The organism is Pseudomonas sp. RW409, from assembly GCF_003184125.1.
Taxonomy (GTDB): Bacteria; Pseudomonadota; Gammaproteobacteria; order Pseudomonadales; family Pseudomonadaceae; genus Aquipseudomonas; species Aquipseudomonas chlororaphis_I.
Window position 1 is genome coordinate 258,839 of record NZ_QHHP01000007.1, and the last position, 26,754, is coordinate 285,592.

22 protein-coding genes are annotated in these 26,754 nt (G+C 64.9%); 10 read left to right on the top strand and 12 right to left on the bottom strand.

Annotated elements, in window-relative coordinates:
- Positions 1–237 precede the first annotated feature (237 nt).
- From lpdA to DK261_RS08380, 4 genes are read right to left on the bottom strand one after another with little or no spacing between them, the layout of a single operon-like run.
- The gene (gene lpdA / locus DK261_RS08365; RefSeq protein ID WP_110175549.1) at positions 238–1,629 is read right to left on the bottom strand and encodes a dihydrolipoyl dehydrogenase; all 1,392 of its coding nucleotides are present in this window, start codon (positions 1,627–1,629) and stop codon (positions 238–240) included.
- A gap of 18 nt (positions 1,630–1,647) precedes the next feature.
- Entirely contained in the window at positions 1,648–2,937 is a 1,290-nt protein-coding gene (locus DK261_RS08370) for a dihydrolipoamide acetyltransferase family protein (RefSeq protein WP_110175550.1), read from the bottom strand.
- Complete coding sequence (locus DK261_RS08375; RefSeq protein WP_016702795.1) at positions 2,938–3,996, bottom strand: alpha-ketoacid dehydrogenase subunit beta; 1,059 nt, start codon at positions 3,994–3,996, stop codon at positions 2,938–2,940. It abuts the gene before it with no gap.
- A gap of 1 nt (position 3,997) precedes the next feature.
- Positions 3,998–5,233, bottom strand: a complete 1,236-nt coding sequence (locus tag DK261_RS08380) for a 3-methyl-2-oxobutanoate dehydrogenase (2-methylpropanoyl-transferring) subunit alpha (RefSeq protein ID WP_009048409.1) — start codon at positions 5,231–5,233, stop codon at positions 3,998–4,000.
- Between the two features lie 197 nt (positions 5,234–5,430).
- On the opposite strand from DK261_RS08380, the gene bkdR reads away from it, so the two are divergent.
- Positions 5,431–5,919, top strand: coding sequence for a Bkd operon transcriptional regulator BkdR (bkdR, locus tag DK261_RS08385; RefSeq protein ID WP_009048410.1), 489 nt, complete (start codon positions 5,431–5,433; stop codon positions 5,917–5,919).
- Between the two features lie 158 nt (positions 5,920–6,077).
- Here bkdR and DK261_RS08390 read toward each other — a convergent pair whose 3' ends face one another.
- Complete coding sequence (locus tag DK261_RS08390) at positions 6,078–7,019, bottom strand: polysaccharide deacetylase family protein (RefSeq protein WP_110175551.1); 942 nt, start codon at positions 7,017–7,019, stop codon at positions 6,078–6,080.
- Positions 7,020–7,241: 222 nt separating this feature from the next.
- Complete coding sequence (gene dapF / locus DK261_RS08395; RefSeq protein ID WP_110175552.1) at positions 7,242–8,036, bottom strand: diaminopimelate epimerase; 795 nt, start codon at positions 8,034–8,036, stop codon at positions 7,242–7,244.
- A gap of 300 nt (positions 8,037–8,336) precedes the next feature.
- Here dapF and DK261_RS08400 point away from each other — a divergent pair, with 300 nt between their 5' ends.
- Together DK261_RS08400 and DK261_RS08405 are read left to right on the top strand one after the other, a co-directional pair.
- On the top strand, positions 8,337–10,010 hold the full coding sequence (locus DK261_RS08400) for an MFS transporter (RefSeq protein WP_039967995.1): 1,674 nt from the start codon (positions 8,337–8,339) through the stop codon (positions 10,008–10,010).
- On the top strand, positions 10,007–11,152 hold the full coding sequence (locus DK261_RS08405; RefSeq protein ID WP_110175553.1) for an HlyD family secretion protein: 1,146 nt from the start codon (positions 10,007–10,009) through the stop codon (positions 11,150–11,152). Before DK261_RS08400 ends, DK261_RS08405 begins: the two co-directional genes overlap by 4 nt.
- A 119-nt stretch (positions 11,153–11,271) precedes the next feature.
- Here the strand turns inward: DK261_RS08405 and copD are convergent, their stop codons facing one another.
- From copD to DK261_RS08420, 3 genes are all read right to left on the bottom strand, one after another.
- The gene (copD, locus tag DK261_RS08410; RefSeq protein ID WP_110175554.1) at positions 11,272–12,135 is read right to left on the bottom strand and encodes a copper homeostasis membrane protein CopD; all 864 of its coding nucleotides are present in this window, start codon (positions 12,133–12,135) and stop codon (positions 11,272–11,274) included.
- A gap of 3 nt (positions 12,136–12,138) precedes the next feature.
- Positions 12,139–12,501 carry a copper homeostasis periplasmic binding protein CopC gene (gene copC, locus DK261_RS08415; RefSeq protein WP_110175555.1) on the bottom strand — a complete coding sequence of 121 codons (363 nt, stop codon included), beginning with the start codon at positions 12,499–12,501 and terminating at the stop codon, positions 12,139–12,141.
- Positions 12,502–12,594: 93 nt separating this feature from the next.
- Positions 12,595–13,035, bottom strand: a complete 441-nt coding sequence (locus tag DK261_RS08420) for an acetyltransferase (RefSeq protein ID WP_016702787.1) — start codon at positions 13,033–13,035, stop codon at positions 12,595–12,597.
- Positions 13,036–13,274: 239 nt separating this feature from the next.
- Here DK261_RS08420 and DK261_RS08425 point away from each other — a divergent pair, with 239 nt between their 5' ends.
- Positions 13,275–13,895, top strand: a complete 621-nt coding sequence (locus tag DK261_RS08425) for a TetR/AcrR family transcriptional regulator (protein ID WP_007922198.1) — start codon at positions 13,275–13,277, stop codon at positions 13,893–13,895.
- A 184-nt stretch (positions 13,896–14,079) separates the two neighbouring features.
- On the opposite strand, the gene preA is transcribed toward DK261_RS08425, so the two are convergent.
- The 3 genes from preA to hydA form a co-directional block, all read right to left on the bottom strand.
- A complete protein-coding gene (preA, locus tag DK261_RS08430) occupies positions 14,080–15,354 on the bottom strand; it encodes an NAD-dependent dihydropyrimidine dehydrogenase subunit PreA (RefSeq protein ID WP_110175556.1) in 1,275 nt (424 codons plus the stop codon).
- On the bottom strand, positions 15,355–16,722 hold the full coding sequence (locus DK261_RS08435) for an NAD(P)-dependent oxidoreductase (protein ID WP_101282215.1): 1,368 nt from the start codon (positions 16,720–16,722) through the stop codon (positions 15,355–15,357).
- A 158-nt stretch (positions 16,723–16,880) separates the two neighbouring features.
- A complete protein-coding gene (gene hydA / locus DK261_RS08440; RefSeq protein WP_101282216.1) occupies positions 16,881–18,320 on the bottom strand; it encodes a dihydropyrimidinase in 1,440 nt (479 codons plus the stop codon).
- Between the two features lie 623 nt (positions 18,321–18,943).
- Here hydA and DK261_RS08445 point away from each other — a divergent pair.
- From DK261_RS08445 to DK261_RS08470, 6 genes are all read left to right on the top strand, one after another.
- Positions 18,944–20,431: an NCS1 family nucleobase:cation symporter-1 gene (locus DK261_RS08445; protein WP_028682762.1), complete on the top strand. Its 1,488-nt coding sequence runs from the start codon at positions 18,944–18,946 to the stop codon at positions 20,429–20,431.
- Between the two features lie 217 nt (positions 20,432–20,648).
- Positions 20,649–21,932, top strand: a complete 1,284-nt coding sequence (locus tag DK261_RS08450; protein ID WP_110175557.1) for a Zn-dependent hydrolase — start codon at positions 20,649–20,651, stop codon at positions 21,930–21,932.
- Positions 21,933–22,353: 421 nt separating this feature from the next.
- Positions 22,354–23,322, top strand: a complete 969-nt coding sequence (locus DK261_RS08455) for an aliphatic sulfonate ABC transporter substrate-binding protein (RefSeq protein WP_110175558.1) — start codon at positions 22,354–22,356, stop codon at positions 23,320–23,322.
- A 135-nt stretch (positions 23,323–23,457) separates the two neighbouring features.
- Positions 23,458–25,524: an ATP-binding cassette domain-containing protein gene (locus DK261_RS08460; RefSeq protein WP_110175559.1), complete on the top strand. Its 2,067-nt coding sequence runs from the start codon at positions 23,458–23,460 to the stop codon at positions 25,522–25,524.
- Positions 25,521–26,576 (top strand): glycine betaine ABC transporter substrate-binding protein, encoded by a 1,056-nt coding sequence (locus tag DK261_RS08465; protein WP_110175560.1) that lies wholly within the window; start codon positions 25,521–25,523, stop codon positions 26,574–26,576. The genes DK261_RS08460 and DK261_RS08465 overlap by 4 nt, the downstream gene beginning before the upstream one ends.
- A gap of 17 nt (positions 26,577–26,593) precedes the next feature.
- Positions 26,594–26,754: peptide-methionine (S)-S-oxide reductase (locus DK261_RS08470; RefSeq protein ID WP_177411707.1), on the top strand; the 161-nt coding region annotated here is incomplete at its 3' end.

Genomic DNA, 26,754 nt, shown 5'->3' on the forward strand with positions numbered 1-26,754 from the left:
ACAACAATACTGCATTCCGGGGGGCTACCGCATCCCGGGCGATGGGAGGGGAAGCAAAAAAACTTAGCCTGCTCATGAACCCTCCTGCCGTCCTGTGGCGCGAACCCCAAAGGCTGCGGCGAGCTGTTTCTGTAGGAGCGAAGCTTGCTCGCGATAGCGTCGGCACAGACGGCTTGATATCCCTGCCGTGCTCACTGGTCCTATCGCGGGCAAGCCTCGCTCCTACAGACCCGGTGTTTATAGATGCAACGCGTGGCCCAGGGCGCGCAATGCCGCTTCCTGCACCGCCTCGCCCAGGGTCGGATGGGCGTGGATGGTGCCGGCGATATCTTCCAGGCGCGCGCCCATTTCCAGGGACTGGCCGAAGGCCGTGGACAGTTCGGACACGCCGACGCCCACCGCCTGCCAGCCGACAATCAGGTGATTGTCACGGCGCGCCACCACCCGCACGAAACCGCTTTTCGATTCCAGGGTCATGGCACGGCCGTTGGCGGCGAACGGGAAGCTTGAGACGATGCAATCCAGGCCGGCGGCCTTGGCCTCGTCCGGGGTCTTGCCGACCACCACCAGTTCCGGGTCGGTGAAGCACACCGCGGCAATGGCCGTCGGGTTGAATTCCCGGTGCTGGCCGGCGATCAGCTCGGCGACCATCTCGCCCTGGGCCATGGCCCGGTGCGCGAGCATCGGTTCGCCGGCGAGGTCGCCGATGGCCCAGACATTGCGCATGCTGGTCTGGCAACGCTGGTCGATGCGGATGGCCGAGCCGTTCATGTCCAGGTTCAGCGCTTCGAGGTTCCAGCCCTGGGTGTTCGGCTTGCGCCCGACCGCCACCAGCACCTGGTCGGTGTCCAGCTTCAGGCTGTCGCCGTTCGGGTCGCGCACCTGCAAGGAGTGGGTCGCGGCATCGAAACCTTCGACGCTGTGCTTGAGGTAGAGCTTGATCCCCAGTTGTTTCACCGATTCGAGCACCGGTTGGGTCAGCTCGGCGTCATAGGCCGGCAGGATGCGCTCCTGGGCCTCGACCACGCTGACTTCGGCGCCGAGCTTGCGGTAGGCGATGCCCAGCTCCAGGCCGATATAACCGCCACCGACCACGATCAAGCGCTTGGGCAGGGCCTTGGGCGCCAGGGCTTCGGTGGAGGAGATGATCGGCCCGCCAAGCGGCAGCATCGGCAGGTTGACGCTCTTCGAACCGGTGGCCAGCAGCAGGTGTTCGCACTGGATGCGGGTGCCGGCGCCTTCGATTTCCACGGTCTTGCCGTCGATGACCCTGGCCCAGCCCTGGATCACCTGGACCTTGTGCTTTCTCAGCAGGGCGGCGACGCCGGTGGTCAGGCGGTCGACGATGCCGTCTTTCCATTCCACGCTCTTGCCGATGTCCAGGGTCGGCGCCGAGACGTTGATGCCCAGGGCCGAGCCCTGGCTGTGATGGCGGGTCTGCTGGAACTGTTCGGCGACATGGATCAGCGCCTTGGACGGGATGCAGCCGATGTTCAGGCAGGTGCCGCCCAGCGCCTGGCCTTCCACCAGGATGGTCGAGATGCCCAGCTGGCCGGCGCGGATCGCCGCCACATAACCGCCGGGGCCACCGCCGATGATCAGCAAGGTAGTGTTCAGAGTTTGTTGCATGCCTTACTCCAGAAATGCCTATTCAACAAAGAGACTGGCGGGTTGTTCGAGCAGGCCGCGAATGGCCTGGATGAAGAGCGCCGCGTCCATGCCGTCGACCACCCGGTGATCGAAGGAGCTGGAGAGGTTCATCATCTTGCGGACCACGATCTGGCCTTTGATCACCATCGGCCGTTCGACGATCTTGTTCACCCCGACGATCGCCACTTCCGGCAGGTTCAGCACCGGCGTGCTGACGATGCCGCCCAGGGCGCCGAGGCTGGTCAGGGTGATGGTCGAGCCGGACAGTTCGTCGCGGGCCGCCTTGCCGCTGCGCGCGGCTGTAGCCAGGCGCGAGATTTCCGCGGCGCTGTCCCACAGGCTGCGGGCTTCGGCGTGGCGCACCACCGGCACCATCAGGCCGACGTCGCTTTGCGTGGCCACCCCGACATGCACCGCGCCGTGGCGGGTGATGACCTGGGCTTCGTCGTCGTAACGCGCGTTGATCTGCGGGAAGTCGCGCAGGGCCACGACCAGGGCCCGCACCAGGAACGGCAGCAGGGTCAGCTTGCCGCGGGTGGCGCCGTGTTTTTCATTGAGGTGCGCGCGCAGTTCTTCCACGGCGGTGACGTCGATTTCCTCGACATAACTGAAGTGGGCGGCGCGTTGGGTGGCTTCCTGCATGCGCTGGGCGATCTTGCGGCGCATGCCGATTACCGGGATCTGCTCCTCGTCATGACGTTCGGCATAACCGGACGGCGCCGAGCCGCTGCGTGCGCTCTGAGTGCCCTGGGCCAGGTAGGCGTCCAGGTCTTCGTGGAGGATGCGTCCGGCCGGGCCGCTGCCCTGCACCAGGCGCAGCTGGATGCCCAGGTCCAGCGCATGCTTGCGCACGGCCGGGGAGGCCAGTGGGCGCTCGTCGGCGTCGCGGGCTACCGGCGCCTGTGGCGCGGGGCGGCACGCGGCGGCGGGTTTGCTTTCCAGCACTGGCGCGGCTTCGACCTTGGGCGCCACCGCTGCTGGTGCTGCTTCTTTAATAGGGGCAGGTTCCTTGACCAGCTGATCGGAGGCCTTGAGGTTGCCGGCGCCTTCGACCTCGATGCTGATCAATATGCTGCCCACCGCCATCACTTCGCCGGGCTGGCCGCCCAGGGAGATGACCTTGCCGTGCACCGGGGAGGGGATATCCACCATGGCCTTGTCGGTCATGACGTCGGCCAGCACCTGGTCCTCGACCACCAGGTCGCCGACCTTGACGTGCCACTGCGCCAGTTCTACTTCTGCGATGCCTTCGCCGATGTCCGGCATCTTGATAACGTGCGTGCCCATTCAGACCTCCATGACCCGTTGCAAAGCCGCGCCCACTCGGGACGGGCCAGGGAAATACGCCCACTCCTGCGCGTGCGGGTAGGGGGTGTCCCAACCGGTCACGCGCTCGATAGGCGCTTCCAGGTGGTGGAAGCAATGCTCTTGCACCAGCGACACCAGCTCGGCGCCGAAGCCGCAGGTGCGGGTGGCTTCGTGGACCACCACGCAGCGGCCGGTCTTTTTCACCGACTTGACGATGGTCTCCAGGTCCAGTGGCCACAGGCTGCGCAGGTCGATGACCTCGGCGTCGATCCCGGTTTCCTCGGCGGCCACTTGCGAGACATACACCGTGGTGCCGTAGGTCAGCACGGTGACGTCCTTGCCCGGCCGGGTGATGGCGGCGACGTCCAGCGGCACCTTGTAGTAACCGTCCGGCACCTGGGCCGAGGGGTGTTTCGACCAGGGGGTTACCGGGCGGTCGTGGTGGCCGTCGAACGGGCCGTTGTACAGGCGCTTGGGCTCGAGGAAGATCACCGGGTCATCGTTTTCGATGGAGGCGATCAGCAGGCCCTTGGCGTCGTAGGGGTTGGACGGCATCACGGTGCGCAGGCCGCAGACCTGGGTGAACACCGCCTCGATGCTCTGGCTGTGGGTCTGGCCACCGTAGATGCCGCCGCCGCAGGGCATGCGCATGGTCAGCGGCGCGGTGAACTGGCCGGCGGAGCGATAACGCAGGCGCGCCGCTTCGGAAATGATCTGGTCGGTGGCCGGGTAGACGTAGTCGGCGAACTGGATCTCCGCCACCGGGCGCAGGCCGTAGGCACCCATGCCGACGGCGACGCCGACGATGCCGCTTTCCGAGATCGGCGCGTCGAACACCCGTGAGGTGCCGTACTTGGTCTGCAGGCCTTCGGTGCAACGGAACACTCCGCCGAAATAACCGACGTCCTGGCCGAACACCACCACGTTGTCGTCACGCTCTAGCATCACATCCATGGCCGAGCGCAGGGCCTGGATCATGGTCATGGTGGTCGTGGTCATGGCGGTGTCCAACTGGATATTGTTGTTGTGGTCGTTCATGTCAGATTCCCAGTTGCTGGCGTTGGCGCTTGAGGTGCTCGGGCATTTCCTTGTAGACGTCCTCGAACATGGTCGCGGCGCTGGGGATCTGCCCGCCGGCGAGGGTGCCGTATTGCTCGGCCTGTTTCTGCGCGGCGATGACTTCGGCTTCCAGTTCGGCGCTGACCGCGGCGTGTTCCTCTTCGGACCACTGGCCGATCTTGATCAGGTGCTGCTTGAGGCGGGCGATCGGGTCGCCGAGGGGGAAGTGGCTCCAGTCGTCGGCCGGGCGGTACTTGGACGGATCGTCGGAGGTGGAGTGCGGGCCGGCGCGGTAGGTGACCCATTCGATCAGGGTCGGGCCGAGGTTGCGCCGGGCGCGTTCGGCGGCCCAGCGGGACGCGGCGTAGACCGCGATGAAATCGTTGCCGTCCACTCGCAGCGAGGCGATGCCGCAACCGACGCCGCGTCCGGCGAAGGTGGTGGCTTCACCACCGGCGATGGCCTGGAAGGTGGAGATTGCCCACTGGTTGTTGACCACGTTGAGGATCACCGGCGCGCGGTACACGTGGGCGAAAGTCAGGGCGGTGTGGAAGTCCGACTCGGCGGTGGCGCCGTCGCCGATCCAGGCCGAGGCGATCTTGGTATCGCCCTTGATCGCCGAGGCCATGCCCCAGCCCACGCCTTGCACGAACTGGGTGGCCAGGTTGCCGGAGATAGTGAAGAAACCGGCCTCTTTCACCGAGTACATGATCGGCAGCTGGCGGCCCTTGAGCGGATCGCGCTCGTTGGACAACAGCTGGCAGATCATGTCCACCAGCGGCACGTCGCGGGCCATCAGGATGCTTTGCTGGCGGTAGGTGGGGAAGCACATGTCGTCGATGTTCAACGCCAGGGCCTGGGCGCTGCCGATGGCCTCCTCGCCGAGGCTCTGCATGTAGAACGACATCTTCTTCTGGCGCTGGGCGACCACCATGCGGTTGTCGAAGATCCGCGTCTTGAGCATGGCGCGCATGCCCTGGCGCAGCACCTCGCTGGGCACCTCTTCGGCCCATTCGCCCAGGGCATTGCCCTGGTCGTCGAGCACGCGAATCAGGCCACGGGCCAGGTCGGCGGTGTCAGCGGGTTCTACATCGATTGGGGGTTTGCGCACCGTGCCAGCGTCGGTCAGACGCAGGTAGGAGAAGTCGGTTTTGCAACCGGGACGGCCTGAGGGTTCGGGCACGTGCAGGCGCAGCGGTTCGTACGCTTGGGTCATGGCTTGTCTACGCTCGATCTTGTGAATTTCTTGTAGTGGGCGCGCTTAGCTGACAGTCATTCTTTGGGTAAAAGAAATCTTGTCCTACAACAATCATAGGCCGGGCCAAGGAGAATATTTATCTCTGTTTCGTTGCGCTAAAGACGATTTGCAGATAAAAAAACTGCATAAACATAAAAAACAGGTTGATTTGTCTCATGCGCAAACTGGACCGTACCGACATCGGCATTCTCAACAGCCTCCAGGAGAACGCCCGCATCACCAACGCCGACCTCGCCCGTTCGGTGAACCTTTCGCCCACCCCGTGCTTCAACCGCGTGCGCGCCATGGAGGAGTTGGGGCTGATCCGCGAGCAGGTGACCCTGCTGGATGCCGACCTGCTGGGGCTGCACGTCAACGTGTTCATTCACGTCAGCCTGGAGAAGCAGGTGGAAGAGGCGTTGCAGCACTTCGAAGAGGCGATCGCCGACCGCCCGGAAGTCATGGAGTGCTACCTGATGGCGGGCGATCCGGACTACCTGATCCGCGTGCTGGTGCCGACCATCCAGGCCCTGGAGCGCTTCATGATGGACTTCCTGACCAAGGTGCCCGGCGTGGCCAATATCCGTTCCAGCTTCGCCCTCAAGCAGGTGCGCTACAAGACTGCGCTGCCGTTGCCGGCCAATGGGTTGACGCTGGGGAATTGACTTGATGGGCGAACCGCAGGCCCGGCCTCTCGCGAGCAAGCTCGCTCCTACAAGGACCCGTGCAGTCCCTGTAGGAGCGAGCTTGCTCGCGATAAAAATCGGCAGGCCGCCGCTGTTCTCGGATCGACCCACCGAACTTTCGTTCAACACATAACGTCTCAATCGTTATACGCCGCCTCGCTGTTATCGATCAGCGGGTCCTTCTCCGTCAGCACGATCTGCGCGATCCGGTCCTTGCGCATAAAGCTGACCTTGGGGTGGGACTGGGCGTAGCGGATAAAACGCTCCACCGCTTCGACCATCGCCGGCGTACCGCCGATACGATCGTGCAGGCTCACCGACATCATCCGCCGCCGGTTCGCGCCTTCGGCGTACAGGCGATCGAACTCCAGCACCAACTGCTGATAGAACTGTTCGGCGGAGAAGTGTCGGCCCTCGATCAGCACGATGTCGTTGTTGCGCAGGGTGTAGGGCACCACGGCGAATTTCTTGCCGCGCACCAGGGTGACGAAAGGTTCGTCACGGCTGACGTCATCGATGTGGTAGGTGAAATTCAGGTCCTGCAACACTTTCAGGGTGTTGGGGCTGCGCCGCAGCCAGTTGGCGTTGTAGCCGACCGAGCGCTGGCCGGTGAGCTTCTGCACCGCGTCCACGCCATCGCCGATGAACTGTTTTTCCTGGGCGTAGCTCATGTTGTAAGAGTCGGCCCAACGCATGCCGTGGGCCGCCACCTCATGGCCTCGCTCGGCGATGGCCTTGACCAGCTCCGGGTGTTTCAGCGCGGCTTCACCGACCACATGCGAGGTGACCTTGATCCCGGTGCGGTCCCACAGATCGAGCAGGCGCCACAGGCCTTCCTTGTGGCCGTAGTCGAACCAGGTGTTGGCCGGCAGGTCGGGGTAACCCTTGGGCAAGGGGCTTGCGGAAAACGGGCTTTCGGCGCCCTCTGGCTGGCCACCGGTCTCGAACTGCATGGAAAACGACAGCACCAGTTGCGAGCCGTCCGGCCAGGGGCGCTCCTGGGCGAACGCCAGGGCCGGCGCCAGCAGGCTGAGGGCGAGCAGGCGCTTGAACCAGCGCAAGTTTTTGTGGGGGGACATGGTGGCACTCCTTGAGGAAAAAGTGCCGATAGGCTGGCATCCAGTTTCTGCTTGAAAAATCCCCTCGAAACCAGATCACCTTTAAAGAAAATTTACCAATCGAGTCCGGGGAGGGCGTCGCTGCCGCTGGCCTCATCGCGAGCAAGCTCGCTCCTACAGAGTTTGCGCAAATCCTGTAGGAGCGAGCTTGCTCGCGATCAGGTCCACCAAACGCCGCGGCTCTCAGATCACCCCGCTGAACACCCGCTCCACCCCACCGGCCAGCCGCACCTTGCCCTGGCCGTCCCAGCTGACGGTGACCGGGCCGCCGTCGCACAACACCCGGACCGGGCTGTCCAGCAGGCCGCGGCGTATGCCGTTGACCGCCGCGCCGCAGGAGCACGAGCCGGAACCCAAGGGAATGGCGCCGTTGCGCTCCCAGATGCGCAGGCGAATGGTCTGGCGGTCGATGACCTGGACGAAGTGCACATTGGTCTTCTGCGGGAACAGCGGATGCGCCTCGATCCGCGGGCCCAGTGTCGCCACGTCGATGGCCTGCAGGTCCTCGACAAAAAACGTGCAGTGCGGGTTGCCCATGCTGCACGCCGCCGGCTCGCCGGGCAGGGGCAGGGCCAGGCTGTCGAGGGCCATCGCCAGCGGGATCTCCTGCCAGGCGAATTGCGGCACACCCATCTCCACCGACACCGACTGATCGTCCAGCCGCAGGCAATGCAGGATGCCGCGGACGGTCTTCACCTGCACCGAGTCTTCGCCGCTTTCGCGCATCAGCAGGTCGGCCGCGCCGCGGGTGGCGCTGCCGCAGGTGCTCAGGCTGGAACCATCGGCATTCCAGAAGGTCAGTTGCGCCGCTGTCTCGGGGCAATGGCTGAGCACCACCAGCTGATTGAAACCCACGCCGCGATGGCGGTCGCCCAGGGTCCTGGCCAGCTCGCCGGTGATCGGGTTGTCGCGTCCACGGGCATCGACCAGCATGAAGTCGTCGCCATTGGCATGCAGCTTCTGAAAGGGCAGGGGCATTGCGGGGCTCCGCGGGAGGCACAGGTGACGGCCGATTCTAGGGGGCGAGCAGCGGCAATGATAGGCAGGGCCTGTGGCGGATTTGCGTCAGCGCCACGGGTATTTCGTCCGGCGGCCGGCAGTGGGCTGAAAAAATCCTCTGCGCCGTGATTAGCTTTGCATAAAGTTCGTCAATCGAGCCCGGCAGTGTGCCTGGATCCCGAGGTTTTCCGGCACACTGCCGGGCAACCCGGAACAACTCTGGAGCGTCCGCCATTCGGGCGGACATGGAACAAGGTCAGCGAATGGCAAGGTCAATGAATGGATAGCTACGCCCCGCGCAACTGGCAGCCCCACGAAAAGCCCAGCTTGCCCGGTTCCCCCTCGACGCCGCTGCACCCCACGCACAAGCGCCTGGCCTATGCCCTGGTCGGTCTGCTGGTGGCGATCACCGGCGGCCTCGGCAACTCCCTGGTGGTCGCCAACTTGCCGTATCTGCAAGGGGCGCTGGGCGCGACCACGGCGGAAATGGCCTGGCTGCCGGCGGCCTATGTGATGACCAACGTGTCGATGAACCTGCTGCTGGTGAAGTTTCGCCAACAGTTCGGCCTGCGCGCCTTTACCGAGGTGTTCCTGGTGCTCTATGCGCTGGTGACCTTCGGCCACCTGTTCGTCAACGACCTGAGTTCGGCCATCGCCGTACGTGCGGCCCACGGCATGGTTGGCGCCGCCCTGAGTTCCCTGGGCCTGTACTACATGGTCCAGGCCTTCCCGGCCAAGTGGCGGATGAAAGCCCTGGTGCTGGGGCTGGGTGCCTCGCAACTGGCCTTGCCCCTGGCCCGGCTGTTTTCCGAAGACCTGCTGCAGATCGCCGAATGGCGCGGCCTGTACCTGTTCGAGCTGGGGCTGGCGCTGGCCTCCCTGGGCTGCGTGTTCCTGCTCAAGCTGCCGCCCGGCGACCGTTTCCGCACCTTCGAGAAACTCGACTTCCTGACCTTCGCCATCCTCGCCAGCGGCGTCGCGCTGCTCTGCGCGGTGCTGTCCCTGGGGCGCATCGACTGGTGGCTGGAGGCGCCGTGGATCGGCTACGCCAGCGCCGGCTCCATCGTGCTGATCCTCGCCGGCCTGGCTATCGAACATAACCGCAGCAACCCGATGCTGATGACCCGCTGGCTGGGCAGCGGGGCGGCGATCCGCCTGGCCCTGGCGGTGATCCTGATCCGCATGGTGCTGTCCGAGCAGTCCACCGGCGCCGTGGGCTTTCTCCAGGCGCTGAACATGAGCAGCCAGCAGATGCGCCTGCTGTATGGGGTGATGCTGCTGGGCAGCATCGCGGGCCTGGCCACCAGCGCCCTGACCATCAACCCGGCGCACCTGTTCATGCCGCTGGTCATCTCCCTGGCGCTGATGGCCGTCGGCTCGGTGATGGACAGCTTCTCGAATAACCTCACGCGCCCGGCCAATATGTATGTCAGCCAGTTCCTGCTGGCCTTCGGCGGGACCTTCTTTCTCGGCCCGACCATGGTCCTGGGCACGCGCAACGTGCTGACCAACCCGCGCAACCTGGTGAGCTTCTCGGTGCTGTTCGGCATCTGCCAGAACCTCGGCGGGCTGATCGGCTCGGCGCTGCTGGGGACCTTCCAGATCGTCCGCGAGAAATACCATTCCAGCCATATCGTCGAGCAACTGGTGCTGATGGACCCACGGGTGCTGGGCCGGGTGCAGAGCGGCGGGGCGGCGGTCGGCAGGGTGATCGCCGACCCGCAGGCCCGCGAGCTGCAAGGCATCCGCAGCCTGGCCAGCGCCGCCACCCGCGAAGCCAACGTGCTGGCCTACAACGATGTGTTCATGCTGATCGCGGTGATCGCCGTGCTGACCATGATCTGGATCTTCATTCGCAGCCTGTGGCTGATGAGCACGACCAAGGCGGTCACGCCCGCAGCTTCGACCCCAGCCCCGACTCCCGTCCAACCCAGCGGTGCCATTTCTTCATGACCGAACCGACCATCACCACCACCAACGCCATTGCCTCGACGCCGGAAGGCAGTGCGCCGCCCTCGATGCCGATCACCGAGCCGCGTTCGCTGCGGGTGCGGGTCATCTCGTCCCTGGGGTTCGCCGCGATCGCCATCAGCGGCGTGCTGGTCGTGCTCTATGCCTGGCAGCTGCCGCCGTTCAGCAGCGCCATCGAAAGCACCGAGAACGCCCTGGTGCGGGGCCAGGTGACGATCATCGGGCCGCAGCTCAGCGGTTATGTGTTCGAGGTGCCGGTGCAGGACTTCCAGTTCGTCAAGGCCGGCGACCTGCTGGTGCGCCTCGACGACCGCATCTACAAGCAGCGCCTGGAGCAGTCCCTGGCCCAGCTGGCGTCGCAGAAGGCGGCCCTGGCCAATGTGGTGCAGCAGCGCAACAGCGCCGAAGCCACCATCAAGCTGCGCCAGGCGGCGCTGGCCGACAGCCAGGCCCAGGCGCGCAAGAGCGCCGCCGACCTGCGGCGCAACCAGGAACTGATCGCCGACGGTTCGGTGTCCCAGCGTGACCTGGACGTGACCCGCGCCGCCAACGCCCAGACCCTTGCCGCGGTGGCCCAGGCCCAGGCGCAGCTGGACATCGCCCGCCAGGACCTGCAGACGGTGATCGTCAATCGCGGTTCGCTGGAGGCCGCGGTGGCCAATGCCGAGGCGGCGGTGCAACTGGCGCGGATCGACCTGTCCAACACCCGGGTCACCGCGCCGCGCGATGGCCAGCTGGGGCAGATCGGCGTGCGCCTGGGGGCCTACGTCAATTCCGGGGCGCAACTGATGTCGCTGGTGCCGAACCAGCTCTGGGTGATCGCCAACATGAAGGAAACCCAGATGGACAACATCCGCGTCGGCCAGCCCGCGAGCTTCACCGTCGATGCGCTCAACCACCGCAAGTTCCACGGCCATGTGCAGCGCATCTCGCCGGCCACCGGCTCGGAGTTCGCCTTGTTGCAGGCCGACAACGCCACCGGCAACTTCGTCAAGATCGCCCAGCGGATACCGGTGCGCATCACCGTCGACCCCGACCAGGCAGAAAGCGAACGCCTGCGCCCGGGGATGTCGGTGGTGGTGAGTATCGATACGGCGGCCGAGGGTGATGCCCACATCGAGTGATGTGCTCCCTTGTAGGAGCGAGGCTTGCCCGCGATAGGATCTTGAATCTGACACCAGCTTCGGATCTGTATTGGCCGGGCGGGCCTCATCGCGGGCAAGCCTCGCTCCTACAGATGCGCTCAGGCGGCGCTCAGGGGCGGCAGGGTGCCGAGCAGGGACACGGCCGCCACCGCGGCGATCCCCAGCAGCCATTCCAGCAGCACGCTACGGCGCAGGGTGTACAGGCGCTGCTGGCAGTCCTCGATCCGCAGGCGGTTGAACAGGGCCAGGGCGAACATGCCGCACACCAGCAGCACCTTGATCAGCAGGATCAGGGCAAAGCCGGACAGCAAGGGTGTCGGCCACAGCTGGCCGGTCAGCACTCGTACATTGATCAGGCCGGTGACCAGCAACCCACCTACGAGCCCGTAACCCACGCCGCTGAAACGCAGTAGGACCCGCTCCAGAGGCTGCTCGCCGGGCTGCCGCAGAGTCATCAGCAGCACCAGCAAACCGCCGAGCCACAGGCTGACGCAGCCCAGGTGGACGATCTGGTTGAGGATCAGCAACTGGCCGCCGAGGCCGTCGAGCATGGCGCCGTGGCCCACCGGGGCGAGGGTGGCCAGCAGCAGGGCGGCGAGGATCAACCGTAGCGCCAGCCGCTCACCCAGGCGAGTCAGCAGTACAACCATCAGCGCACCATTGAGCAGCAGATGCCAGCTCCACACCTGGCCGAAAAAGGTCTTGCCCAGCACCCGTCGCAGGGTGGCCGGGTCCAGGGCCGCGGCGCCGCTGCCGGCCATGCTGGCGGTGATCAGCAGCAACCAGCAGACGCCCGTGGCCAGGGCGATCCCGGCCAGCCAGCGGCCGAGTCGGGTCAGGTTGCGATCCAGTGCGGCGAAGGGCTCGCGCCCCAACAGCAGGGGCCTGAACACCCAGGCCCCGAACAGCAAAAGGACTGCCGCGAAATGCACGAAGCGGCAGAGCACCAACAGGGTCGACATCGGTTACTGGCCGACCTTGAAGCTGTAGCTGCCTTCGCTCGTGTGGGTATCGACCGACACCGCGTGCCACTCGACCTTGTAGGCGCCCGCCGCCAGCGGCGCCGCCGGGGTCACGATCAGGGTCTTCTTGTCCGCGCCTTCGGTGGCCAGGGTCTTGACGGCGACCGCCGCGCCATCCTTGCTCAGGCTGACTTGGGTGAAGGCCGCCTCGACGCCTTCGGAGAACACCAGGCGCAGTTCACCCGGCGCGCTCACCGTGCTGTCGGCGGCTGGGACCTGGCTTTGCAGGTGGGCGTGGGCGAAGGCCGAGGAAGCGGCAACGAGAGAGGCCAGCAGGGCGCTGGCGGTCAGCAGTTTTTTCAGCATGGGAAATACCTGTTCAATGAGTGTCGGGTCGTCGCTGGGCCTATGAGTATAAGGACCGTGGCAGGGGCCCTGGATGAAACATCGGCGCGGCGTTCAAGGGGTTTTCAGGCGCATATGGATGATCGGGAACGGCCGGCCCTGGCCGTCGGTTTCCGAGCGGCCGATGTCTTCGAAACCGTAGTGCCGATAAAAACCGTGGGCCTGGGGGTTCTGTTCGTTGACGTCGACAGTGAGTCGCGGATGGCGGCTGCGCACGTGGTCCAGCAGTTGTCGGCCGACGCCCTGGCCACGGCGGGCCGGTTCGATAAACAGCATTTCCACCTTTTCACCGGCGCTGGCGATAAAACCGGCCGGGGTGCCGTCGTCGTCCTCCAGCAGCCAGACCTCGAGGGCCGGCAGGTAGGTGTCGCGCACCAGGGGGTAGAGCAGTTGGATATCGTCTTCGCTAATGAAGTCGTGGGTGGCCCGTACCGAGCGTTCCCACAGGGCGGCGAGCTGCGGGTCGTCCGCGGGCCAGCGTTTTCGAATGTGCATGAGCATGATCCATGGCGGCGTTGCAGGATGGCCGAAACCCTCAGGGTTCGGCGGCGAAAGTCCTGCCTGCATGTCCGTGTCGCGAATCAACGCCTGGACGGAACACTTCAGGTGCCTGGGAATAAGGCGGGAAGGATCCTAACCAATCGTTTTTGCCGGGGAAAGCCAGGTCCAGGAAGTTTCGTTTTTGTACGAAGGCCAATGGTAGTCTTGCAGCAGACTGTTTTCAGGGAGCCCATATGGGCAATCACAAGATCGAGATCCGTCGCAGCAACGTCGAGAAGATCCTCCTGGCGGCGGAAAAGGTATTCGCCGAAAAAGGCTTCAGCGGCACGGCCATGGCCGATATCGCCGCCGAGGTGCAGTTGCCGCGCTCCAACCTGCATTACTACTTCAGCACCAAGAGCGAGCTGTACAGCGCGGTGCTGCTGGAACTGCTGGAGTTGTGGAAGCAGGACGCCCTGTGCTTCGAGATGTTCGACGACCCGCGGGTGGTGCTCAGCAGCTACATCCGCGCCAAGATGAACCATTCCCGCAGCCGGCCCTATGGCTCGAAAGTCTGGGCCAACGAAATCATCCACGGCGCGCCGACCCTGGGCGAGGCCCTGGACGCCAGCCTGTACGACTGGGCGAAGATGAAGGAAGCGAAGATTCGTCAGTGGGTCGAAGACCAACGCATCCTGCCGGTGGAGCCGTCGAGCCTGCTGTACATGATCTGGGCCTCGACCCAGCACTACGCCGACTTCGACCATCAGATCATGATCATCAACGAGCATCAGCCGCTGTCGGACATGCAGTTCGAAAAAGCGGTGCAGACGGTGACCAGTGTGATTCTGCGGGGGATTGGGTTGGAGCCGTAGGCGTCCCTGAGATTGCTATCGATATCGCTGGAGCACCAGACAGTATGCGTTATCGTTCACCTCCATCGCGGGCAAGCCTCGCTCCTACAGAAGCGCACGGTCTTCTTCTGTAGGAGCGAGGCTTGCCCGCGATGACGTCAGTCCAGTCAATGAGCGTTATCCGGCAAATCCTCTAGCCACTCACTCAAACCGCCTCGCGATACGGATTGCGCGGATCATGCTGCCAGTCGAGGAATGGCTTGCCGGTGTCCTGGGGCACCATCTCGATGCAGTCCTGCACCGGGCAGGTGATCTGGCACAGGTTGCAGCCCACGCATTCGGCGTCGATCACCTCGTACTTATGCGTACCGTCGGCCTGCCTGAGGCTGGCGATGGCCTGGTGCGAGGTGTCTTCGCAGGCGATATGGCAGCGGCCGCAACCGATGCAGGCGTCCTGGTCGATCTTGGCGATCACCTGATAGTTGATATCCAGGTACTTCCAGTCGGTGGTGTTGCCCACCGCCTTGCCGGAAAACTGCTGCAGGCTGCTGTAGCCCTGACTGTCCATCCACCGCGACAGGCCGTCCTTCATTTCCTCGACAATCCGAAAACCATGGAGCATCGCCGCCGTGCACACCTGCACCGCGCCGCAGCCCAGGGCGACGAATTCCGCGGCGTCGCGCCAGTTGCCGATGCCGCCGATACCGCAGATCGGCAGGCCCTGGGTCTGCGGGTCGCGGGCGATCTCGGCCACCATGTTCAGCGCGATCGGCTTGACTGCCGAGCCGCAGTAGCCGCCGTGGGTGCTCTGGCTGCCGACCATCGGATTGGCCACCATGCGCTCCAGGTCGACGCTGGTGATCGAGTTGATGGTGTTGATCAGCGACACCGCGTCGGCGCCGCCGCGATGGGCCGCGCGGGCGGCCATGCGGATATCGGTGATGTTCGGCGTCAGCTTGACGATCACCGGCAGCGAGCACCAGGTCTTGCACCAGCGGGTCACCTGCTCGACGTACTCCGGCACCTGGCCGACCGCCGCGCCCATGCCGCGTTCGGGCATGCCGTGGGGGCAGCCGAAGTTCAGCTCGATGCCGTCGGCGCCGGTGGCTTCCACCAGCGGCAGGATGTTTTTCCACGACTCCTCGACGCAGGGCACCATCAGCGACACGATCAGCGCGCGGTCCGGCCAGTCCTTCTTGACCTGGGTGATTTCCTTGAGGTTGATCTCCAGGGAGCGGTCGGTGATCAGTTCGATATTGTTGATGCCCAGCACTTCGCGGTTGGCGCCGAAGTGCGCCGAGTAGCGTGACGACACGTTGACCGCCGCCGGGTCCTCGCCCAGGGTTTTCCAGACCACGCCGCCCCAGCCGGCCTCGAAGGCGCGGACCACGTTGTAGGCCTTGTCGGTGGGCGGCGCGGAGGCCAGCCAGAACGGATTGGGGGCCTTGATACCGGCGAACACAATCGAGAGATCGGCCATTTACGCAGCCTCCACATTGAGCATGAGTTGGGCATGCATGGCTTCGGCGGCCCGCTTGCCGTGTTGCACCGCCTGCACGGTGAGGTCCTGGCCGAGGCTGACGCAGTCGCCGCCGGCATACACCCCGGGGATGCTGGTGCGCAGTTGTTCGTCGACCTCGATGCGCTCGCCGGCGCGCTTGAGCTCGCGGGCCAGCGGGTCGCCCAGCGCGGCGCCGTCGAACGCCTGGCCGATGGCCTTGAAGATCGCGTCGGCGGCCAGCTCGAAGGTTTCCCCGGTGGTCTGCAGCCGGCCCTCCACCAGGTGGGTGCGGGCGAAGCGCATGCCGCGTACCCGGCCCTGGGCGTCGAGCAGCACTTCCTCGGGCGCGGCCCAGGTCAGCAGGCGCACCTGATTGGCCTTGGCGATGTCCTGTTCGTGTTGGGTGGCGCCCATGTCCTCGACGCCGCGGCGGTACACCAGGTTCACGTCGCGGGCACCGAGACGGGCCATCTGCACCGCCATGTCGATCGCCGTGTTGCCGGCGCCGAGGACGATGCAATGGTCGGCCAGGGGCAGTTGGGTGAGGTCGTCGGCCTGGCGCAATTCACGGATGTAGTCGGTGGCGGCCAGCAGGCCGGGGGCGTCCTCATGGGGCAGGCCCAGCTGCTTGCTGGCGGCCAGGCCCAGGCCGAGGAACACCGCGTCGAACTGCTGGTGCAGTTCGGTGAGGCTCAGGTTGTCGCCGAGTTTCTGCCCGTGGCGGATCTCGATGCCGCCGATCTGCAACAGGAAATCCAGCTCCTTCTGGGCGAAGTCGTCCACCAGCTTGTACTTGGCGATCCCGTATTCGTTGAGGCCGCCGGCTTTTTCCCGGGCTTCGAAAATCACCACCTCGTGGCCGTGCATGGCGCAGCGGTGGGCACAGGACAGGCCCGCCGGCCCGGCGCCGACCACGGCGATGCGTTTGCCGCTGGCGGCGGCGCGCTGGAACGGGTGCTGGCTGAAGTGCGCGTTGTCCACCGCGTAGCGCTGCAGCAGGCCGATCAGCACCGGCGCGCATTCCTGGGCGTTGTTGCGCACGCAGGCCTGCTGGCACAGGATCTCCGTCGGGCACACCCGGGCGCAGCTGCCGCCGAGGATATTGGCCGAGAGAATCTTCTGCGCCGCACCCTGCACGTTATCGGTGTGGATATGGCGGATGAACGAGGGAATGTCGATCTCGCTGGGGCAGGCGTTGACGCACGGCGCGTCGTAGCAATACAGGCAGCGCGAGGCTTCCAGGTGCGCCTGGCGGTCGTTGAGCGGCGGCGCCAGGTCGCTGAAATGGCCGGCGAGGGTGGCCGCATCCTCCTGGGGATGGGGCAAGTGGTTCAGGGTCTTGATCACGGTTCTGGCCTCACGGTTTTTTATCGATTGCCTCTGACGGGCATTGTTTTTCTATCGGGCGCGAGCGCCCGGATCGCGAGCAAGCTCGCTCCTACACAAAACGACGTAATCCCCTGTAGGAGCGAGCTTGCTCGCGATAGGGGGCAAGGCCCCCGATCTCAGCGTTTGACGGCCGTCGGCCTGTGCGCCTCGGCGCGTTTGCTCAGCAGGTCGAACACCGCCGGATAGGCCGGGCGCTCGACATACCGCCCTGCGCCGCGCTCGGCGCGCAGGTCACCGTCGGCCCAGACCAGCTTGCCCTGGCTGATAGTGTGGCTGGGCACACCGCGCACGGTCTTGCCTTCGAAGATGTTGAAGTCCACCTGCTGGTGGTGGGTCGCGGCGGAAATGGTGCGGCTGCCTTGCGGGTCCCAGAGCACCAGGTCGGCATCGGCGCCGACGCGGATCGCGCCCTTGCGTGGGTAGAGATTGAAGATCTTCGCCGCGTTGGTGGAGGTCAGGGCGACGAAGTCCTGCATCGACAGGCGTCCGCTGTTCACCCCTTCGTCCCAGAGCACGGCCATGCGGTCTTCGATGCCGGCGGTGCCGTTGGGGATCTTGCTGAAATCGTCGCGGCCGGCGGCTTTCTGCTCGGCGCAGAAGCAGCAGTGGTCGGTGGCGGTGGTGTGCAGGTTGCCCGATTGCAGGCCGTGCCACAGCGCGTCCTGATGCCCGTGAGGGCGGAAGGGCGGGCTCATCACATAGCCGGCGGCGGTCTGCCAGTCCGGGTGGCGGTACACGCTGTCGTCCAGCAGCAGGTGCCCGGCCAGCACTTCGCCGTACACTGGTTGGCCCTTGCCACGGGCGTAGGTGATTTCGTCCAGCGCCTCTTTGGTCGAGACGTGCACCAGGTACAGCGGCGTGCCGAGGGTTTCGGCAATGCGGATCGCGCGGCTGGCGGCTTCGCCTTCGACCTGGGAAGGGCGCGACAGCGGGTGGGCTTCCGGCCCGGTGATGCCCTGGGCCAGCAACTTGCGTTGCAGGTGGTAGACCAGCTCGCCGTTCTCCGCGTGCACCGTTGGCACTGCGCCGAGTTCCAGGCAGCGCTCGAAGCTCGCCACCAGGGTGTCATCGGCGGCCATGATCGCGTTCTTGTAGGCCATGAAATGCTTGAAGCTGTTGACCCCGTGCCGGCTCACCAGCTCGGCCATTTCCTCGCGCACCTGCTCGCTCCACCAGGTGATGGCGACGTGGAAACCGTAGTCCGATGCCGACTTCTCGGCCCAGCCGCGCCACTGGTGAAAGGCCTCCAGCAGGGACTGCTGCGGGTTGGGAATCACGAAGTCGATGATCGAGGTGGTGCCGCCCGCCAGGCCCGCCGCGGTGCCGCTGAAGAAGTCTTCGCTGGCCACGGTGCCCATGAAGGGCAATTGCATATGGGTGTGAGGATCGATGCCGCCGGGCATCAGGTATTGGCCACTGCCATCGAGCACTTCGCAGCCTGCGGGACTGTCCAGATTCTGGCCGATGGCCTTGATCACGCCGTCGGCGCACAACACATCGGCTTTATAACTTTCATCATGGGTAATAACGGTGGCGCCACGGATCAACAGAGACATTCCGAGTTCCTCGCAGGCATGACCGGCTTATGCCGGTTCTAGTGTTCTTGTAATAAGCAGGCTGCGGAATTTTTATTCCTGTCAGCGGTGTCAGGAATAAAAACTAGCTGGTGTTCAATCAATCGGCAAGATTATTTTTTATAAGCATATATCGATATTAAATGATTGAAATATAAGGATTTAATTCTTAAATCCGCAAAATGGTGCAGCCTTTCACCATTTTGACGCACTTGACAGGATCGAAATATGAGCAAGATTTCCTATGTGAAATCAGCCGCTTGAAGGAGGCCTGTGGCCCATACGAAAGTTTGAAAAAATTTTGCGTGCACCAGATTGAGTCCTGACCCGATGGACAACTTGCCCGGCATTCGGCCTGAGTGAACCGGCACGTTATCCAGGACAGGAAGTTATTCAGAATAAAACTGAAGAAACATCAGTTGTTTACATGGATTTTACCGACTGTGGAGCACCGTCGATGGACCAGCCGGCACGCTTATTGAGTGCCGCCGTCGACAGGATGGCCGGTCGGTAAAAGTCGTCAGTTCTCCGGCCATCGCCGGGCTGGCAGCACGTCTGCCGGCCCGCCCGATGAGCAAAAATAATCAGAAAAAAGTGGAGCGGCCATGCAACAGAACAGATCTCAAGTGACCGAGCGTGCCGGCCTGTACGAGCTGGACGCCGGCAGCGACGTGCTCGACAGCCCCCGTTACAACCACGATATCGCGCCGACCAAGGTCCACGAGCGCACCTGGAACAAATGGCACATCACCGCGCTGTGGGTCGGCATGTCGATCTGCGTGCCGACCTACACCCTGGGCGGTGTGCTCACCGCCTATTTCGGCCTGACCGTGGGCGAGGCGCTGCTGGCGATCCTGCTGGCCAATATCGTGGTGCTGGTCCCCCTGACCCTCAACGCCTTTGCCGGCACCAAGTACGGCATCCCGTTCCCGGTGCTGCTGCGTGCGTCCTTCGGCGTCATCGGTTCCAACGTGCCGTGTCTGATCCGCGCCCTGGTGGCCTGCGGCTGGTTCGGCATCCAGACCATGTTCGGCGGCCTGGCGATCCACCTGTTCCTCGGCTCGATCTTCGAGGGCTGGAAAGCCCTGGGCGGCACCGGCGAGGTGATCGGCTTCATGATTTTCTGGACCCTCAACCTGTGGGTGGTGCTGCGTGGCGCCGAGTCGATCAAGTGGCTGGAAACCCTGTCGGCGCCGCTGCTGGTATTGGTGGGCGCGGGGCTGCTGGTGTGGGCGTTGCCCAATGTGTCGCTGAGCGAACTGCTGGCGCAGCCGCCCAAGCGTCCGGAAGGGGCGAGCGTCTACAGCTACTTCTTCGCCGGGCTCACGGCGATGGTCGGTTTCTGGGCCACCCTGTCGCTGAATATCCCGGACTTCAGCCGCTACGCGAAAAGCCAGAAGGACCAGATCCTCGGGCAGATTTTCGGCCTGCCGCTGACCATGTTCCTGTTCGCCGCCCTGGGGGTGGTGATGACCGCCGCCTCGGTGAAACTGGTGGGCGTCACCGTCTCCGACCCGGTGAGCCTGATCGGCCATATCCAGAGCCCCGGCTGGGTGGCCCTGGCCATGGCGCTGATCATCATCGCCACGCTCTCGACCAACACCGCGGCGAATATCGTCTCGCCGACCAACGACTTTCAGAACATCGCGCCCAAGCTGATCGGCCGCACCAAGGCGGTGATCCTCACCGGGCTCGTCGGCCTGGCGCTGATGGCCCACGAACTGCTGAAAAAGCTCGGCCTGCTGGTCTCGGATGTGAGCCTGGAAACTGTGTATTCCAACTGGCTGCTGGGCTATTCCAGTCTGCTGGGGCCCATCGCCGGGATCATGGTGGTGGACTATTTCATCATCCGCAGACAGCAGCTGGACCTGGCCGGGTTGTACCGCGATGACGTGTACCCGGCATGGAACTGGTACGGCTTTATCGCCTTCGGCGTGCCGGTGGCGCTGACCCTGCTGTCCCTGGGCAGCGATGCGTTCAGCTGGTTCTACAGCTACGGCTGGTTCACCGGTTCGGCGCTGGGCGGGATCATTTACTACGGGCTGTGCAGCCTGGGCAGCCCGCGAACCGCGACCGCCAAGACGCCGGTGTGATGGACGGACCCTGTAGGAGCGAGCTTGCTCGCGATTGGCCAGCAGACATAACGCGATCCAACAGGCAGACAAGGTTGTTTGCAGGTTTATCGCGAGCAAGCTCGCTCCTACAAGGGGCCGTGTCGCTTTTTTGCGCGATGCGATCCACCAGACACCACAGCACCCAAGACGAGCCCGACCTCGTCAACGACAACCAGAAAAGCCTGAGGAGATCACCATGAACGCTGCCGTCGACGTTCTGCAATCCAGCCACCGGCACATCAACCGCGACCGCTTGTGGCAGTCGCTCATGGAGCTGGCGCAGCTCGGGGCCACGGTCAAGGGCGGGGTCTGTCGCCTGGCCCTGACCGACCTCGACCGCCAGGCCCGCGACCTGTTTGTCCAATGGTGTGAGGAGGCGGGGTGCACGGTCACCGTGGATGGCATCGGCAATATCTTCGCCCGCCGCCCCGGGCGTAACCCGCAGCTGCCGCCGGTGATGACCGGCAGCCATATCGACACCCAGCCCACCGGCGGCAAGTTCGATGGCTGCTTCGGCGTGCTGGCCGGGCTCGAAGTGCTGCGCACCCTCAACGACCTCGGGGTGGAAACCGAGGCGCCGTTGGAAGTGGTGGTGTGGACCAACGAAGAAGGCTCGCGCTTCCCGCCGTGCATGATGGGCTCCGGGGTGTTCGCCGAGAAATTCACCCTGGAGGAAACCCTGGCCAAGACCGATGCCGAGGGCGTGAGCGTCGGCGATGCGCTGAACGCCATCGGCTATGCCGGCAGCCGCCAGGTCAGCGGGCACACAGTGGGGGCCTACTTCGAAGCCCATATCGAGCAGGGGCCGATCCTCGAGGACGAGAAGAAAACCATCGGCGTGGTACTCGGCGCCCTCGGCCAGAAATGGTTCGACCTGAAGCTGCGCGGTGTCGAAGCCCACGCCGGCCCGACCCCGATGCACCTGCGCAAGGACGCCCTGGTCGGCGCGGCGGCGGTGGTAGCCGCGGTCAACCGCGCCGCCCTCGGCCATCAGCCCCATGCCTGCGGCACCGTGGGCTGCCTGCAGGCCTATCCCGGTTCGCGCAACGTGATCCCGGGGGAGGTGCGCATGACCCTGGACTTCCGGCACCTGGAACCGGCGCGCCTGGACTCGATGATTGCCGAGGTGCGCCAGGTGATCGACAGCACCTGCGAAGAGCATGGCCTGACCTTCGAGATGCAACCGACCGCGGACTTTCCGCCGCTGTATTTCGACACGATCTGCGTCGATGCGGTGCGCGAGGCGGCGCAGGGGCTGGGCCTGAGCCATATGGACATCGTCAGTGGCGCCGGGCACGACGCGATCTTCGTCGCCGAGCTGGGCCCGGCGGGGATGATCTTCGTGCCCTGCGAGGGCGGCATCAGCCACAACGAAATCGAAAACGCCGACCCCGACGACCTCGCCGCCGGCTGCGCGGTGTTGCTGCGGGCGATGCTGGCGGCGTCCCAGGCCGTGGCCAAAGGACAACACGTCGCTTGACGACCATCGTCCACCTGTAGGAGCGAGCTTGCTCGCGATAAACCAGAGGGCACCGCATTTCTCCAGGAAGCGGCGCGTTATCGTTGACGGTCATCGCGAGCAAGCTCGCTCCTACAGGTTTGCGGTGGTCGTGAGAACACCACTTCTGTAGCCGCTGCCGCAGGCTGCGATCGCCCGGAACCGGCGCGGCGATCTCAAGGCCGATTGAGGTTCGTCGGGATATCGGGAACCAAGGCCCTGCGGGCCTTATCGCAGCCTCGCGGGCTCGGCAGCGGCTACAGGGTGATGTTGTGATCGGCCATCGCATGCAGCTTGGGATCGTCCGCTCGAACCTAAGCTAATTCCTAAAAAGTATTTATATCTTGATTCTTAGATCGATTAGCTTTTAGCGACTTTCCTGTCTTCCAGAAGGTCCGCCCCCATGCGCCTGCCCTTTGCTTTGCGTCGTAGCTTGTCGATCACCGCCCTGGCCGGTCTGGCGCTGGGCATGGCCCTCGATGCCCAGGCCGATACCGACCTGCGTATCGGCTACCAGAAATCCTCGACCCTGCTGGCGGTGCTCAAGGCCCAGGGCACCCTGGAAAAACAACTGGCGGGGCAGGGCGTGAAGATCTCCTGGCATGAATTCACCAGCGGCCTGCCCCTGGCGGAATCGCTGAACGTGGGCAACGTCGATATCAGCGCCGATGTCGCCGACACCGTGCCGGTATTCGCCCAGGCCGCCGGAGCCAAGCTGACCTACTTCGCCACGGAAACCCCGTCGCCCGCCGCCCAGTCCATCGTCATTCCCAAGGACTCCACGCTTAAATCCCTGGCCGACCTCAAGGGCAAGCGCGTCGCCGTGACCAAGGCCGCCGGCAGCCATTACCTGCTGATTGCCGCGCTGCGCGAGGCTGGCCTGAGTTTCGCCGACATCCAGCCGGTGTACCTGACCCCGGCCGATGGCCGCGCCGCCCTGGAAACCGCCAAGGTCGATGCCTGGGTCACCTGGGAACCCTTCGTCGCCAGCGCCGAACGCCAGCAGGGCGCGCGGGTGCTGCACGACGGCCAGGGCCTGGCCAGTTACCGGCGTTATTACCTGGCCTCCAACGATTACGCCAAGGCCCACCCCGAGGTGCTGCAGCAGGTGTTCGCCGAGTTGCAGAAGACCGGCACCTGGGTCAAGGCGCACCCGACGGAGGCGGCAAAACTGCTGGGTCCGCTGTGGGGCAACCTGGACGTGAGCACGGTGGAGCTGGCCAACAGTCGCCGCACCTACAAGGTGGAAGCGGTGCAGCCGGACGCCCTGGGCGAGCAACAGAAAATCGCCGATGCCTTCTACCAGGAAAAACTCTTGCCCAAGCCGGTGGATGCCCGCGCGGTGCAGTTGTGGAGCCCGAAGCATTTGTGATTGACCGTTAGATTGCTATCGCCGGCAAGCCGGCTCCTACAGGGATTTGTGTAGGAGCCGGCTTGCCGGCGAACAAGATCACCCCCTTTTTTCTTTTTCACCGCCGGTTACGCCACCCCGGCGTCAGGAGTTCCCGTGTCCGCCGTTCACCCCCAAGCGGCCTTTGCCGTCCCAGCCTCGTCCGCCCCGCAACCGGCCAGCGCCGAGGTGGTGCTGGAGCTGCGCAACTTGACCAAGCAATACGGCCGCGGTTCGTCCGCGCCGGCGGTGGAGCAAGTCAGCCTCAGCGTGCGCCGTGGCGAAGTGCTGTGCCTGATGGGCACCTCCGGCAGCGGTAAATCCACCTTGCTGCGGCACATCAACCGGCTGATCGAGCCCAGCAGCGGCGAGGTATTGATCGACGGCGCAGCCATCAGCCAGCTCTCGGCCAAGGACCTGCGCACCCTGCGTTCGCGGCGCATCGGCATGGTCTTCCAGCACTTCGGCCTGCTGCCCCATCGCAGCGTGCGCGACAACGTCGCCTTACCCCTGGAACTGCGCGGCGAACCCGAGGCCCTGCGCCAGGCCGCGGCCGATGTGCAGCTGCGGGCCATGGGCCTGGACGGTTGGGGCGAGCACTATCCCCATGAGCTGTCCGGCGGCATGCAGCAGCGGGTCGGCCTGGCCCGGGCGCTGGTCAGCGAGCCGGACATCCTGCTGATGGACGAACCCTTCAGCGCCCTCGACCCAACCATCCGCCGCGACCTGCAAAGCCACTTCCTGCGCCTGGTACGCGAGCGCGGCATCACCACCTTGCTGGTGACCCACGACCCGGCGGAAGCCCTGCGCCTGGCCGACCGCATCGCGGTGTTGCGCCATGGGCATCTGATCCAGTTGGGCAGCCCCGGCGAGTTGCTGGAGCACCCGGCAGACGCCGAGGTGGCGGATTTCTTTCAGGAGCACGGCGCGCGTAGCGATACCCTTGCCGCGGTGCCCGTGGTCTCGGCTAAAACAGCACCCGCTCCGGCGCCCGTGACCCCGGGGTTTTCCTTCTGGCGGGCGCTGTTGCTGGGGCCGGCGGCCTTGGCCGCCAGCGGGCATGGCGCCTTGTATTGGCTGGGCTTCGCCCTGGAACTGGCGGCGGCCAGTGCAGTGGGGCAGTGGTTGACCAGCGCCAGTCAGGGTTGGGCTGGGTTGGCGATTCTTGGCTTGCTGCTCAGCCGCCTGCTCAGCGTGACCCTGGCTCGCCGTCCGAGCCGCCAGGGCCGTTCCGATTGGCGCCTGCCGTGGCTGGTGCTGCTGTTGTGCCAGGGCCTGGTGTTGTGGCGGGTGGCGGCCGTGGATGCCAGCGGCCCCTGGCTGCAATTTCCCGCCGACCGCCAGGCGCTGCTGAGCACCGCGGCCGCCATCGATCAATTGATCGGGTGGTCCCAGGTCACCTTCGAAAGCACTTTCGTCGGCGTGATAGTCGCCGTGCGCACGGTGATCGAAAGCATCGAAAGCCTGCTGGGCTGGCTGCCCTGGCCGGTGCCGGCGCTGGCCCTGGTGCTGCTGGCCTGGCGCTCGGCCGGCGCGGCCCTGGCCCTGACCAGCGCGGCAGCCTTGCTCTATATCGGCCTGTTCGGTTTCTGGGAGCGGACCATCGCCACCCTGGCCCTGGTGGGTTCCTCAGTGCTGCTGTCGCTGCTGATCGGCGTGCCCGCCGGCATCCTCCTGGCCAAGCGCGCCCTGGCCCGACGCCTGATCACGCCCTTGCTGGACGTGATGCAGACCCTGCCGACCTTCGTGTACCTGATCCCGGCGGTCGCATTCTTCTCGGTGGGCAAGACCCCGGCGGTGATCGCCACGCTGATCTTCGCCCTGGCGCCGATGATCCGCCTCACCGCCCTGGGGATCCAGGAAGTGCCCAGGACCGCCGTCGAAGCGGCCCTGGCCCACGGCGCCACGCCGTGGCAGATCCTGACCAAGGTCGAGCTGCCCCTGGCCGCCGGCTCGCTGCTGCTGGGGATCAACCAGACCCTGGTGATGAGCCTGTCGATGGTGGTGGTCGCGGCGCTGATCGGCGCCGGCGGCCTGGGCTACGACGTGATGACCGCGCTGCGCAATATCAAGGGCGGCGAGGGCATGTTGGCCGGCGCCGCGATCGTGTTCTGCGCGCTGATTCCCGACCGCATCATTCAAGCGACCCTGCGCCAGCGGGATCGCGCTTTCCATCAGTCATGAGGTGTCTCTTGAACAAGTCGTTTTCCCGTACCCTGGGCGCCGCCGCGCTGCTGTTGGGGTTGTCCCTGCCGGTGCTGGCCAAGGACAAGATCGTCATCGGCGAACAGAACTGGACCGGCGCCATCGCCATCCAGAACATCCTCGGCGAGGTGATCAAAAGCCGCCTCGACGGCGACGTGTCTTATCTCGCCGGTGACATACCGGTGCTGTTCGCCGCCGCGGCCAAGGGCGACGGTTCGGTGGACGTGCTGACCGATATCTGGCTGCCTAATCAATCCGCCGCCTGGGCCAAGTACGTCACCGGCGGCACCCGCTCGCTGGTACCGAACAAGCAACCCTACCTCGGGGTCCAGGGCTTCTATATCCCCGGTTACCTGCAAGACAAATACGGCGTGAAGTCGGTCTACGACCTGCAGAAACCCGAAGTGGCGAAACTCTTCGAACCCCTGGGCGGCGGCAAGGCGCAATTGCTGGTGGGCCCGGCGGGCTGGGAGTCGACCTATATCGGCCAGATCAAGGCCAAGGATTTCGGCTTTGCCGATCAGTTCGAGTCAGTGTCCACCGAAGCCTCGGTGACCTACGCCAAACTTGCCGCGGCCTACAAGGCCCAGCGCGGCGTGGTGTTCTACGCCTACACCCCGGACTGGATCTTCTCCGCCTTCGACCTGCGCCGCCTGGACGAGCCGGCGTTCGACGGCTACGCCCAGGACAACAAGAAGGGCGACCCGCTGTACAAGGCCGACGGCTGCTGGAAATTCATCAGCCCGACGGTGGACGCCGACTGGCTGAACAAGAGCAAGATCACCTGCGCCTACCCGGACGCCCGGGTCTATGTACTGGCCTCCAGCGCCTTGCAGAAACGCGCGCCACGGATCGCCGCCTTCCTGGAAAACTTCAGCATCGACCCGCAGGTGCTGAACGACCTGATCCTCAGGATCGAGAAGGAACAACAACCTGCGGCGCAAGCGGCCAAGGCTTGGGTCCAGGCCAACCCGGCGATTGTCGATCAATGGCTGGGCGCCAGCGGCGAGAAAGTCGGAGCGGTGCAGTGAGCGAGGAGTATCGGAACATGAGCGGGATCAAGCAGGCGACCTTCGGCGCGGGCTGTTTCTGGGGCGCGGAAGCCGCGTTCCGGGTGCTGCCGGGGGGGGTGGATACGCGGGTGGGCTATGCGGTGGAGGCGGGCGATGAGTCGTTACGGATCGAGGTGGTGCAGGTGGATTTCGATCC

What these genes read in the sequence shown, in the direction of transcription:
- lpdA (WP_110175549.1), bottom strand. Translation starts at nt 1,629, where the DNA reads ATGCAACAAACTCTGAACACTACCTTGCTGATCATCGGCGGTGGCCCC.
- DK261_RS08370 (WP_110175550.1), bottom strand. Translation starts at nt 2,937, where the DNA reads ATGGGCACGCACGTTATCAAGATGCCGGACATCGGCGAAGGCATCGCA.
- DK261_RS08375 (WP_016702795.1), bottom strand. Translation starts at nt 3,996, where the DNA reads ATGAACGACCACAACAACAATATCCAGTTGGACACCGCCATGACCACG.
- DK261_RS08380 (WP_009048409.1), bottom strand. Translation starts at nt 5,233, where the DNA reads ATGACCCAAGCGTACGAACCGCTGCGCCTGCACGTGCCCGAACCCTCA.
- bkdR (WP_009048410.1), top strand. Translation starts at nt 5,431, where the DNA reads ATGCGCAAACTGGACCGTACCGACATCGGCATTCTCAACAGCCTCCAG.
- DK261_RS08390 (WP_110175551.1), bottom strand. Translation starts at nt 7,019, where the DNA reads ATGTCCCCCCACAAAAACTTGCGCTGGTTCAAGCGCCTGCTCGCCCTC.
- dapF (WP_110175552.1), bottom strand. Translation starts at nt 8,036, where the DNA reads ATGCCCCTGCCCTTTCAGAAGCTGCATGCCAATGGCGACGACTTCATG.
- DK261_RS08400 (WP_039967995.1), top strand. Translation starts at nt 8,337, where the DNA reads ATGGATAGCTACGCCCCGCGCAACTGGCAGCCCCACGAAAAGCCCAGC.
- DK261_RS08405 (WP_110175553.1), top strand. Translation starts at nt 10,007, where the DNA reads ATGACCGAACCGACCATCACCACCACCAACGCCATTGCCTCGACGCCG.
- copD (WP_110175554.1), bottom strand. Translation starts at nt 12,135, where the DNA reads ATGTCGACCCTGTTGGTGCTCTGCCGCTTCGTGCATTTCGCGGCAGTC.
- copC (WP_110175555.1), bottom strand. Translation starts at nt 12,501, where the DNA reads ATGCTGAAAAAACTGCTGACCGCCAGCGCCCTGCTGGCCTCTCTCGTT.
- DK261_RS08420 (WP_016702787.1), bottom strand. Translation starts at nt 13,035, where the DNA reads ATGCACATTCGAAAACGCTGGCCCGCGGACGACCCGCAGCTCGCCGCC.
- DK261_RS08425 (WP_007922198.1), top strand. Translation starts at nt 13,275, where the DNA reads ATGGGCAATCACAAGATCGAGATCCGTCGCAGCAACGTCGAGAAGATC.
- preA (WP_110175556.1), bottom strand. Translation starts at nt 15,354, where the DNA reads ATGGCCGATCTCTCGATTGTGTTCGCCGGTATCAAGGCCCCCAATCCG.
- hydA (WP_101282216.1), bottom strand. Translation starts at nt 18,320, where the DNA reads ATGTCTCTGTTGATCCGTGGCGCCACCGTTATTACCCATGATGAAAGT.
- DK261_RS08445 (WP_028682762.1), top strand. Translation starts at nt 18,944, where the DNA reads ATGCAACAGAACAGATCTCAAGTGACCGAGCGTGCCGGCCTGTACGAG.
- DK261_RS08450 (WP_110175557.1), top strand. Translation starts at nt 20,649, where the DNA reads ATGAACGCTGCCGTCGACGTTCTGCAATCCAGCCACCGGCACATCAAC.
- DK261_RS08455 (WP_110175558.1), top strand. Translation starts at nt 22,354, where the DNA reads ATGCGCCTGCCCTTTGCTTTGCGTCGTAGCTTGTCGATCACCGCCCTG.
- DK261_RS08465 (WP_110175560.1), top strand. Translation starts at nt 25,521, where the DNA reads ATGAGGTGTCTCTTGAACAAGTCGTTTTCCCGTACCCTGGGCGCCGCC.